At 66.5% G+C, this 11,003-nt stretch carries 11 protein-coding genes; 2 read left to right on the forward strand and 9 right to left on the reverse strand.

All coding sequences use genetic code 11. The annotated features are described in order from the left end of the window. Window positions 1–131: 131 nt before the first annotated feature. The gene (locus BMF89_RS22395) at window positions 132–287 is read right to left on the reverse strand and encodes a hypothetical protein (RefSeq protein WP_253190749.1); all 156 of its coding nucleotides are present in this window, start codon (window positions 285–287) and stop codon (window positions 132–134) included. Here BMF89_RS22395 and BMF89_RS22400 point away from each other — a divergent pair. After that, complete coding sequence (locus BMF89_RS22400) at window positions 247–630, forward strand: hypothetical protein (protein ID WP_253190747.1); 384 nt, start codon at window positions 247–249, stop codon at window positions 628–630. The genes BMF89_RS22395 and BMF89_RS22400 overlap by 41 nt on opposite strands. Window positions 631–1,386: 756 nt before the next feature. After that, window positions 1,387–1,512: a hypothetical protein gene (locus BMF89_RS22600; protein WP_290439668.1), complete on the forward strand. Its 126-nt coding sequence runs from the start codon at window positions 1,387–1,389 to the stop codon at window positions 1,510–1,512. Window positions 1,513–1,926: 414 nt separating this feature from the next. On the opposite strand, the gene BMF89_RS07610 is transcribed toward BMF89_RS22600, so the two are convergent. The 8 genes from BMF89_RS07610 to BMF89_RS07640 all read right to left on the reverse strand — a co-directional run bounded on the left by BMF89_RS07610 (window position 1,927) and on the right by BMF89_RS07640 (window position 10,856). Next, window positions 1,927–3,291 (reverse strand): ParB/RepB/Spo0J family partition protein, encoded by a 1,365-nt coding sequence (locus tag BMF89_RS07610; protein WP_078106487.1) that lies wholly within the window; start codon window positions 3,289–3,291, stop codon window positions 1,927–1,929. A gap of 684 nt (window positions 3,292–3,975) precedes the next feature. Continuing rightward, window positions 3,976–4,629: a GntR family transcriptional regulator gene (locus BMF89_RS07615; protein WP_078106488.1), complete on the reverse strand. Its 654-nt coding sequence runs from the start codon at window positions 4,627–4,629 to the stop codon at window positions 3,976–3,978. 29 nt (window positions 4,630–4,658) lie between these two features. After that, window positions 4,659–5,408 (reverse strand): aspartate/glutamate racemase family protein, encoded by a 750-nt coding sequence (locus BMF89_RS07620; protein ID WP_078106490.1) that lies wholly within the window; start codon window positions 5,406–5,408, stop codon window positions 4,659–4,661. Further along, entirely contained in the window at window positions 5,408–6,409 is a 1,002-nt protein-coding gene (locus BMF89_RS07625; RefSeq protein ID WP_078106491.1) for an ornithine cyclodeaminase family protein, read from the reverse strand. The genes BMF89_RS07620 and BMF89_RS07625 overlap by 1 nt, the downstream gene beginning before the upstream one ends. After that, entirely contained in the window at window positions 6,406–7,308 is a 903-nt protein-coding gene (locus BMF89_RS07630) for an ABC transporter substrate-binding protein (RefSeq protein ID WP_078106493.1), read from the reverse strand. Before BMF89_RS07630 ends, BMF89_RS07625 begins: the two co-directional genes overlap by 4 nt. Continuing rightward, window positions 7,296–8,774 carry an MFS transporter gene (locus BMF89_RS07635; RefSeq protein WP_078106494.1) on the reverse strand — a complete coding sequence of 493 codons (1,479 nt, stop codon included), beginning with the start codon at window positions 8,772–8,774 and terminating at the stop codon, window positions 7,296–7,298. Before BMF89_RS07635 ends, BMF89_RS07630 begins: the two co-directional genes overlap by 13 nt. Window positions 8,775–9,505: 731 nt before the next feature. Then, window positions 9,506–9,655, reverse strand: coding sequence for a hypothetical protein (locus BMF89_RS21910; protein ID WP_171983430.1), 150 nt, complete (start codon window positions 9,653–9,655; stop codon window positions 9,506–9,508). 187 nt (window positions 9,656–9,842) lie between these two features. Next, on the reverse strand, window positions 9,843–10,856 hold the full coding sequence (locus BMF89_RS07640) for a DUF4192 domain-containing protein (RefSeq protein ID WP_078106496.1): 1,014 nt from the start codon (window positions 10,854–10,856) through the stop codon (window positions 9,843–9,845). Window positions 10,857–11,003: the final 147 nt, after the last annotated feature.

Here is an 11,003-nt window from a genome sequence, read left to right on the forward strand (position 1 = left end):
TCGTGGTGCGTCCGGAGATCGAGTCTTGGTCCATGGGGTAGTCCCGGTTCTCCGCTGCCCTTGCGCTGCGGGAGCGCTAGGCTGTGGCCGTGAGGCCGCGGTGTTGCCGCCGGCGCGAGAGGCGCTGTGGTTTAGGTGTTTGAGGGTTTGCCGGCCGGGTTGGTTCCGCCGGTCTCCTTGGCTCTGGCGAAGGCCGTGTAGACAGTTCCGGCTGCCGGTGCTTTGCTGGGCGGGTGCCTGTATGAAATGAAGTGGGACGGGTTCAGGACGGTTTGCCTGGTGGGCACAGGCGGGGTGTCCTTGATGTCCAGGCAAAACAAAGATTTGGGAAGGTACTTCCCGGATCTCGTGGTGGCGGCCGCTGAGCAGATCCCGCCGGGTTGTGTTGTCGATGGTGAGGCGGTCATCTGGTCTGGGGGCAGGCTGGATTTTGACGCGCTGCAACGGCGCCTGGTCACGTCCAAGGCGGCACTGCCTGCGCTGGTGCGGGAGCTCCCGGCCTCGTTCGTGGCTTTCGATGTGCTTGCCGTTGCTGGGCACGACACGCGGATGGTTCCGTTGTCGGAGCGCCGTGCGCTGCTCGAGGAGCTGGCGCGGGACTGGTCTGCCCCATTGACCTCTCCCCCGTGACCAGGGACCGGGAAGTGGCGATGTCCTGGTTCGAGGAGATGCCAGCTACCGGCATTGAAGGCCTGGTCTGCAAGGGTGCTTCCCAGCTGTACGTGGGCGGCAAGAGGCAGTGGTTGAAAGTGAAGAGCCGCCGGTCCGTAGATGTCGTGTGCGCTGCGGTTATCGGCCCGCGCACACAACCGACCGCGGCGGTGGTTGGTCTTCCGGTTGCTGGGCGGCTACGGATTGTCGGCCGCTCCGCTCCCCTCGCGACGTACGCCGGCAGATCCCTTGCGATGCATTTGCGGGCACCTCGCGGGGATCATCCGTGGCCGGAGGAGGTGGCTGAGACGATGTTTGACAGGTTCAGCAAGGAACGGGGCAGGGTGCGTCTGACGTTGGTGGAGCCTCTTGTCGTCGAAGTCTCGGCGGACGTGGCATGGTCCGGTGGCTCGTTCCGCCATCCAGTGCGCCTCCTGCGGGCGCGCCCGGAACTGCCTCCTACCGATGTCCGGTTTCCGGACCATCTAGCCCCTAAGCCTGCTCTGTACCTGAGTTCTCCGGATCTTGATGGACCGCAACGGCACGCCCGGGTTCCGGGGGCGCCGGGTCTTTTCTGTGGACGGCCCGGCACTGATTGTCCACAGTCTGTGACTGGTTGGCCCGGGTGGTTGTGGGTATCGGGTGCACAACGCATCCGACTGCGGCAGCAGCCCGGTTGGGTGTCGTTCCTGGCTTCTAGGATGGTTTCCCCACTGGGTGAGGGGAAGGGGAAGCATGGAGGATGAACGGCGGCCGCGGGCCAGTGCCTGGCAGATCGCCGGCGTTTGGATCGCGGCGGCGGCGCTGCTGTTGACGGCGGCGAGGATGGGTCTGGAGCTGTGGCAGATGTCCGGTCATTGACCAAGGGGTCTGGTTGGTGGTTAAGCAACCAGGGGCCGGCATGTGCCGGCCCCTGGGGTTTTTCCCTCTGCAAAAGGAAATCTATGGGTTCAGCTTAGCTGAACTGGTTGTTTCGGCCCCGGCGACGGGGCGGGACAGTTCGATAGTGCCACCGGCCGGCTTCCTGAGGGCCCTGGTGTGGGCGTTGGCCGGGCCTGGAATCCAGCATGCATGCTGTCTCTGACATTGGGGTAGCGCGGCACCCCGGGGGCCGCGCTTGTTGGTGGCGGTGAACGGCGGGCCGCCGCTGGTGACCAGCAGCGTTGGGTTCGCCCCGGTGCGGCGGCCCGCCCGACATTTCACGGTTCCCGGGCTGCGGGTGGTGAGTGGCCGGGGGCTGTGCCGGGCGGTGGGGTTCCGCCCGGCACGCCGGTCTTACTCCGCCGTGTCCTCGCTGGTTTCGGCGGTGGTGTGCTTGTCGAGGATGATCTGTTCGACCTCGGCGGGGGTGTATCCCCATGCCACGAGCTGGCCGAGGTAGTCGGCGTGCCGCTCGCTGGCCGAGCGCCACGAGTCCTTGACGATCGTCTTCTCGTACCCGGCGCACACGAGCGCGATCAGGGAGATCTCGGGCCGTGCCTTGCTCGCGGCGACGTGGTCCCGGAGCGGGTTCCACGCCCAGCGGTCGCTGTCGTCGAACTTGGCTCCGATCATTTCGGCGGCCACCTTGCCGTCGTAGCCGCTGGCGACTTCGGGGTGGTGGGTGATCGCGTGGGCGGTAAAGTACTGCCATCCCTTCGGCGCGGTCTTGCGGGCGAGCAGGGTCTTGACCCAGTCGCGGCGCACGGTCGTTGCCGATTCCATGGCTTTGTTGTTGGCAATCAGGGTCTTGCGCTCGGCCTTCTGCTCATCTGTCATCGGGCCTTTCTGGGCCTGAGTGCCGCCGTCGTAGCGTTCGTACTTCGGGGTGAAGCCCTGTTCTTTCCAGCCCGTGATGACGGGCTTCGCGTTGTGGTGGCCCCGGTAGTCGGTGCTGATCACGTAGGCGTTGGCGTCCTCCTCGGTGGCCGGTTCTCCATCGGCCCGGTTTGCCGCTGAGATGTACAGGTTCTCCTCGTCGGCGTAGTTCCCGGCGTCCTCCACGATGGTCTTGCCTTGGGCTTCCAGTTCCGCGATCAGCACCGCGAGGGCGGCGGCCCGCTCGCGCTCGTCGCGCAGCTGCTGGGCTACGTGGAATAGCTGGTCGGGTTCGTCCATGATGACCGATTCCAACTCAGCGATGGCTTCCTCATCCGACTCGAACTCGGCGAGGATCAGGGCTTCCTCGATGGTGCATCCCTTGCCCAGGGCCGAGGCTCCGGCCTCGGATGCCTTGGCCTTCAACGCTCCCTCGACGGTGGTCTTGGTGCGTCCTGTTTTCTTGGCGATCTGGGCGGCGGACACGCCGATGAGGGAGAGCTGGTGGTAGGCGTCGGCTTCGTCGGCGTCGGAGAGTTCCGTGCGCTGGATGTTTTCGACGACCTGCGTGAGGATGCGGTCGGCTTCTTCGGGGCTGGCGACGATCATCACGGGGATGCTCGCGCGTCCGGCTTCGACGGCCGCGAGGGTGCGGCGCTGTCCCATCAGGACGTGCACGGTGCCGTCGTCCTTGCGGTGGGCGATCACGGGTTCGAGCACGCCGAGTTCCTTGATGCTTTTGACGAAGTCGGGCGTGAGTGCGGCGTCGCGCCGCACGTTGGTGTCCACGGTGAGGGTGGAGGGGTCAAGCATTTCCAGTACGGGTGTCTGGGTTTCAGTCATGGTTTTTGTGTCCTTTGCAGAGGATTGGTGAGGGAGCGGCGTGACCCGGCCAGCTACTTCCGGTTCCTCCCCCGTTGTTTTTTGGCTGCTGGCGAAGCTTGCGGAGCTGTGGCCGACGGAGGCCTGTCTACCCTCAGGGCAAGGACCGTGGAATCTGCGCAGGAAATAAGCGACGAAGGAGCGCCGGAGCCGATTCTTCGGGCCGCAGGCCCCGGAGGAACGGAGGGGCTAGACGGGGTGGAGCGGACACGTACAATCCGAAGGACAGCAGCCAAAAAACGTCGTAGACACCAAGGTTCAGGGGGTCCGGAGCCCTGCGACGGCGCACCCTGAACCCCACAGCCGGCCGCGACAGCGGACGCCCAATCCTGTGAGCTCTGCGAACATGCTTTTTCCTGAGCCGCCACGACTCCCCAAAGTGAGCCGGCACGGCGGTGGGGCGCGGGTGGCAGCTGAACCGGCGCCTGGTTTGCGAATGGCGGTCCGCCGCCGGCAACCCCACCAAGGCGGACACCGCGCGGCGGACCGTTCGCGGTGACTGACCCTCGAAAGGACCGGCCACCCCAAGGTTCTATCCCGCAAGCGATTCGGTGAGTTGGGTTATGTCAATCAGGCGATGAAGGCAAATGCTGCTTCAGCATTCCGCACTCGTGTGCCGCCGTTTGGGCAACACACGCGAAAGCGTTATGCGCCAGTCATGAGGCGAATGGACGGGGTGCGGCCCTTCTCGATGTGGGTAAAGGCAATGGCCTCGGCAAGGCGGTCGTTGCCGGAACGGATGGCCTCCAGCAGGCCGTGGTGCTCGTCGGACTGCTGGCGCTGGTCTCGCGCGCTGGTGAGGTAGAACAGCCAAGTCATGCGGCCGCTGACCTGGCGCATCAGCGAGGTGAGAAGCGCGCTGCCCGCTACTTCCACGATCGCTTCGTGCACCACGGTTGAGGTTTCGGCCACTTCCAGCCAATCCTCGCTGTCCAGCGCGCGGTGTTCCGCGTCGATCGCCTCGACCAGCGGCTGGAGTGTCGCGCCGGCCGCCGCCGCTTTCGCCGCCAGCCGCGCGGCCAGGGTCTCCAGGCTGAGCCGCACGTCGAACAATTCGGTGACGTCGGCCGCTGTCCACTCGATGACCCGCGAGGATCGGCGCGGCAGGGTACGGACAAAGCCCTCGTTCTCCAGCTGCGGGAGCGCCTCCCGGATGGGCAGCCGTGACACGTGGAGATCGTTGGCCAGTGCGGCTTCCACCAGCCGGGAGCCCTGCGGATAGTGCCCCAGGATGATCTGCCGGCGCAAGGCGCGGTGGGTCTGACTGGTCAGCGATTCCTCGGGAGCTGGTGCTGTCATGGGGGGGCTCCAATCAAACGGTGACCCCTTTATTCAACACCAGCGTGGCCGTCTGCCCCTGCCGCCGGCGGCGCGGGCCATCTTCGTGCCTTCTCGAGTGGCCGGGCGTAGCTGTCGATTTTGCTCGTGCTGAGGCGCTGCCTGATGAGTGTTTCAACCAGCGCGGCCGCGGCTGCGACGCCGTCGATCACCGGAACGGGCAGCCGACCGCGGACGTGCTCCTCCAGCCCGGCCATCCCGGCGCAGCCGAGGCAGATGACCTCGGCGCCGCGCGCGATGGCCCGCTTGCCGGCACCCACGAAGGCCTCGGCGGTGGCGATTGAGTCGGCGTCGATCTCGAGGACGCCAAGGCCGGTGTCCTCGATTGCGGCGCAGCGCTCCAGCAGTCCGGCACTCGAGAGGCTGTCCTCGATCTGCCCGACGGCGCGGCGGACCGTGGTGACCACTCCGTAGCGGCGGCCCAGGAGCATCGCCATGTGGGCGGCGGCCTCGGTGATGTCAACCACGGGGATATCGAGAAGTTCGCGGGCGCCTTCGCGTCCATGTTCGCCGAACCCCGCCATCACCACGCCGTCGATGTCCTCGGGGAGCCGCTCGAGGGTATGCAGGACCGCCGCGGCGCTGATGAAACTGTCGTACCAGCCTTCGGCCGACTCCACACCCCAGGCCGGCGTGACCGCCAGCACCGTCGTGCCTGGTGACACGGCGCGCCGGGCACGGGCAGCGGCCATCTCGGTCATCGACGTCGTCGTATTGCAGTTCACGACGGCGATGCGCATCAGACAGCCACCGGCACGGAGGAGAGCATGACGGTTGTGCCGGTGCTCCTGAGCCGTGCGAGGTCGATAAGCGCTGCAGCAACCGCAAGGTCCTGCGCGGCGAGTCCCACCGAGTTGAACACTGTAATCTCTTCGCGGCTGGTGCGGCCCGGGGTGGTCCCGGAAACGACCTCCCCCAGTTCGCGCAGTGCCGCGTCTGGGGGCAACGCGCCGTCGGCGATGGCCTGGAGCAGGTCACCGGACTTTGCCCGGGCCGTCGCGGCGCTGTCCACCACCAGGGTGCACCGCGCCATCGCCTCGGCGTCGAGTTCCCGGTGAGTGGGCCGCGGGCGGGCACCCACGGCATTGATGTGTTGTCCTGGCTGCAGCCAGGAACCGCGCACAATCGGCTCCACGGACGGCGTCAGGGTGCACAACACGTCGCAGTTGACGGCTACCCTGCGGGGGTCGGGTGCCACGACGGTGCGCCGGCGCAGCTCCGGGCTGATGGAGTCCAGGAACCGCTCGGTGGTGCCGGCGGAACGCGACCAGACAATGATCTCTCTGACAGGTACCACCGTACTGATGGCCCGCACATGTTCAACGGCGAGGTTGCCCGCTCCGATGAGGCCGAGGGTATGGCTGTCCCCGCGGGCAAGGCAGCGGGTGGCTACCGCGGACGCGGCGGCCGTGCGCAGCCGGGTGACTAAGGCGCCGTCGAGTACTGCCACGCACTCGCCGGTGACAGTGGAGGTGACCAGGATCGTGGAGCGCTGCGTCGGCAGCCCCCTGGAACCGTTGTCCGGAATGTCCGCCATCAGCTTCACGGCGGCCAGGCCAAACCGGTCGGACCGGGCCGCCATGGGCAGGAAGATCGCGTCGTCGCTGCCGGAGAGGGTCGACGGCGCCGGCTGGGTCATCGCTCCTGAGCCCAGGTCCGCGTGCACTGCTTCGACGGCGGAGATCACATCAACGTCGCCGATCAGTTCCGCGATATGGCCGGCATTGAGGACGAGTGTCACGAGGCGGCGCCGACGGTGCGTGCTCCGGTGAGTTCAGCGAGCGACGGGGCACGGGTGACCAGGCCGGCATCGGCGAGGATTCTCATCCAGCGGTCGGAAGCATCGGCGTCGATGACTGTGGTGTCCCAGACCCCGCCGCCAGCCATTTCGTCCACGGCCTGGTGCAGCAGCACCGGGTCGCGGTCCGGCCAGCGGGCGGCGAGGACAGCGTCGATCTCCGCGGCAGCGTCACCGATGGTGATCCGCTCCATGGCTACGGCGATTGCAGCGACGAAACGGGCGATACGGGGGGCGAGTTCATCCACCCGGTCCGTCCGGCAGTAGTACACGCTGTTGGGCATGACCCCTCCTGCGTCGAGGTGGCTGAAGACGATGGTCCCCTCGCCCGCGGCGACGAGTTCCTTTGCGGAGAGGAGGTCCAGGATGATGGCATCGCCCAGGCCCCCGCGGTACAGCTCAATCAGCATTGCGGTGGAAAGGTCCCGTACCCAGCGGGTCGCGGCGGGATCGAGGCCCGCCTCGCGGATCAGCCCGGCCGTGAACTCGAATGGTGCGCTGCCGCCAGCTCCGGGTGCGAGCACAACCCGTCCGGCCAGCCAGTCGAGGCCTATCGGGCCGGCGGCTTGCCGGGCCACGATGGTCATGGGGAACCGGTGGTTGAGCTGGCCCACCACGGTGACGCGGCGGTCCATTCCGGCGTACATGCCCGGGACCCAGAGGCCGCCGAGCGCAAGGTCAGCGGCTCCGGAGTCGAGGTCATCCAGGACACCCGTCCAGGGGTCGCACGCCGTCGCGGTGACCTCCAGACCGTGGGCGGCGAAGATGCCCCCGACGTCGGCGACGTACTCGGGGAGGTAGTTCAGGCCGTTGGCGGTGGCTGAGATGTTCAGGGTTTCCATGTGTTTCCTCCAGAAGGGTTTTGGTGGGCTGGTGTGGCGCCGGCAGGTGCCAGGGTCTTTTCGTTGACGTCTTCCAGTGAGCGCCCGCGGGTCTCGGGGGCGAAGCGGGCGGCAAGGACAAGTACGGCGTACATCACCGCGGCCAGGCCGAAGACGCCCGCGAAGGCGAAGGAGCCGTAGAGCGCGACGGCGAGGAAGGGCATCACCGCTCCGGCGATGTTGCCGATCCCGTTCACGATGGATGCACCGGAGGCGCGGATCGCGGTCGGGAACACCTCCGCCGTCCAGGTGGCCAGGGTTGTGTTGGTCACCATCGTGAAGAACTGGAACAGGGCGCCCAACATCAGGATGGTGGCTGTGCCGTTTCCGAAAGCGGCGAAGGCGAGGGCCGTGAGGCACCCGAGGACTCCAGCCACCGTGACAGCGGCGCGACGTCCCACTTTTCCGGCGATGACCGCAGCAGTCGTGGCGCCAAGCAGGGAGCCGATATTCATGATCATCGTGTACAGCAGGCTCTCCGAGACGGAGTAGCCGCGTTCGACCAGGAGGGTGGGCATCAGGAAGTTCAGCGTGACCTGGGACCCGAACGCCATCCAGGATGCGAGGCCGAGGGCTACCGTGCGGCGCAGAACGAGGCGGTGGAAGACCGCGGCGGGCGAGGACCGGAACGGGACCGGCGGGAGGTCCTCAAGAGTGAGTTCCACCTTGGGACGTTCCTGCGTGGGGCGCAGCGAGTCAGAAGCCAGGATCGCAAGGGACCGGTTGGCATCCTCCACGCGCCCCTTGGACAACAGGAAACGCGGGGTCTCCGGCAGCCGACGCCGGTAGAGCACCACCAGGAGCGCGGGCACCGCGAGGATCACGAATGACCAGCGCCAGACCGCGTCACCGCCTCCCAGGGGTGTTTCCAGGGGCCCCAGCAGGAGCAGGAACAGTCCGTAGGAGAGGAAGTTGCCCAGGCCACCGGCGCCAACGTTAATGGCCCCGATCGCGATGCCGCGGAAGCGGGTTGCCACCATCTCGGACAGCATCACGATGCCGATCATGAATTCGCCGCCGATCCCGATGCCGACGATGAGGCGGCTGACCAGGAGCATGTCGTAGTCGAAGGCAACGGCGCTCAAGAGACCGCCAAGGGTGTAAATGAGCAGGTTGAAGCTGAGGGAGAAGCGTCGGCCGTACCGGTCGGCGAGCAGGCCGGCAAGGAACCGGCCGACGAGTCCACCAATGACGGTGGCCGTGTTGATCGCTGTGAGTTGGACATCGGTGATCTGCAACGAGCCTTTGATGTGGGTGGCCATGGCGCCCACAGAATTCTGCTCGAGGGTGTCGAAAAATTCCCCGGCGAGGACCAGGAGAAAGACCCAGAACTGGGCGCGGGTGAATCCGATCGAATCAAGGACAGAGGCGACAGTACCGCCAGAGGACGGTGCCGGTGACGCGGTAGTGCGGGATACAGCAGTCATGAGTAGCTCCACGGCATGAAGGGGAGGGATCGGCCCCGATCGAATCGGCGTCGAAGGGATACCTATTTTGTATCCCAAAATGTGTTTCACGGAGGTTTCCGTCATGCTAAGAGTTCGCTAAACCGCGAGATTCAGGGATTGTTTACGGTTGTTGCGCCGTCGCTAATTCCATTTTGTATACCGTTTGGTCGGGGAGTTCTAGTAACGCCCCTGAGGCAGGGGCTTACAGTTCGGGTAGTTCGCTTTGGCAGGCCTTAAAGATGCGCGGCCCGGCCCCTTTGGGGCTCACTGTCCGGCGAACCAGGAAACGCGGCCCCGTCGGCCGGCAAGGTTCCAGAGAATGCGTCTCGACTCTGCTGGGTCATCCACCTCTGGAAACCTACGTTGCTCACCACTCGGACGTTTCATCACGGAATCTACGCATAGGCTCATCGGTTGAAGCAGCCCATCCGTTCCACATAGGAAATCCATACTGGACACACGGCCCCAGCATCAGTCGATGTTCGATTTTGACGCCTATAGGAGCATCGTCGTAAACACCAAGGTTCAGGGGGTCCGGAGCTCTTCGACGGCCCGCCCTGGACCCACGCCCCGGCCAAGCGGACGCCCGATTACCTGGTTGCAGCGAAGCGGAAACCTTGGTTAAACCGTGAGGGCCGGCATGTGCCGGCCCTCACGGTTTTTCCTCTGCAAAAGAAAATCGGTGCCGCAGCGTCGTCGTTGCGGGTAAGTCAGTGGTCGTGCGGGTGTTCGTCCCAGGAGATGTCGGTGACGGTGCCGGACTCCCCTGCTGTGAGCAGGGATAGTTCCAGGATGTCTTCGGCGGCACTGGCGTGCTCGACCGGGAAGTCGTCGGCGGTCATGGTGAAGTCTGCGCCCACGGTGTCGGCTCCTGAGTGGCTGGGACAAGGATGTCCCTTTCACTGTAGCCGGTCCGTCCCTGGGCGTTCGGGGTGGTGTGGCTGCGCCCGCGTGAGCGTTGCCGGCGGCCGGCGGAGCGAAGCGGGGGAGGCCGCCGGCCCCGGTGTGGGGCGGGGGAAACTGACCTGTCCCCCGCCCCACCTGTTCTTATCTCTTGCGTCGATAGGCTGTGGCCGGGTTCTGGGCCACGCCCGCCACCGCGCCGCGCCGTGCCACTTCGGAGAGGAGCTCGGCCAGCCGGTACCGAGGCGTGTCCTCAAGAGCCAGCTCGTAATACTGCGTGGCCGCGCTGGCGGTTCCCCGGTAGAAATGGATCCAGCCGATCAGGGTTTGAAGGGGCGCCCTGTACCCGACGGGCGCGGCTTCGACCAGTTCCCGCATGATCTTCTCGGCCTTGGCCACCCGGTTCCAGTCCGGGGCGATGCCCCCGGTGCCGAGGATGACGTCGCCGGGGCTCGCGGTTCCGTCGCTGACGATGTCGCAGGCCAGCATGTCCCGCACAAAGACGTGCTGGAAGGTGGCAACGAGCTTCAGAGCCGTTGCCTCATCCGGGCTTTCGCTGCCCTCCAGCGCAAGGCACCAGAGGGCGCGGGCCGCGGCGATGCTTTGCATCGTGCCGGAGGGAACGGCGGCGAGAATCCTGGCCTCGGTTCCGGGCGCGCCGGTGAACGGGGCAAACTCCGGGGCCGGGGTCTGGTAGTTGCTGCCTTCAAAGACCATGGCGGCGTTGAGCAGGCTGTCCGTGATCGTGGCCAGAGGCTGAGGTTCGCACTCCCCACAATCACCGTCGCAGAGCAGGTTCCGCCAGTGGGCGGGGGTGATGATCCATGCATCGCGCAGGGGCATGCCCGCCAGCTCAAGCTCGCCGATGATGGCCTCGACGTGGGCGTGGAACGGGCGGTCATTCGTGGCGGTTTCGGTGTCCGTGTAGACGGCGAGGAGGACTCCGGTGGCGTTCTCGTCCGCTGCGAGGTATGACGTGACCCTTTGGGCGTAGTCCAGTGGTGCCGTCGCCGGGGCGGGGGCGTCGACGCGAAGGGTTGCGCCGAGTCGGCCCCGGCTCACGGTGATGAAGACGAAGGATCGGACAGGGGCGAAGCCCAGGGCGTGGGGAATGAAGCCGAGGATGTCGGCGGGGCCGGAAACGCGGAGTTCTTTCATGGCTTTTGTGTCCTTTGCAGAGGAGTGGGTGGGGGTGGGGGGGGGGGGGGCGGGCCCCCCGGGGGGGGGTTGGGGGGGGGGGGGGGGGGGGGGGGGGGGGGGGGGGGGGGGGGGGGGGGGGGGGGGGGGGGGGGGGGGGGGGGGGGG

This window comes from Arthrobacter sp. SRS-W-1-2016 (assembly GCF_002009585.1).
GTDB lineage: Bacteria > Actinomycetota > Actinomycetes > Actinomycetales > Micrococcaceae > Arthrobacter > Arthrobacter bambusae_A.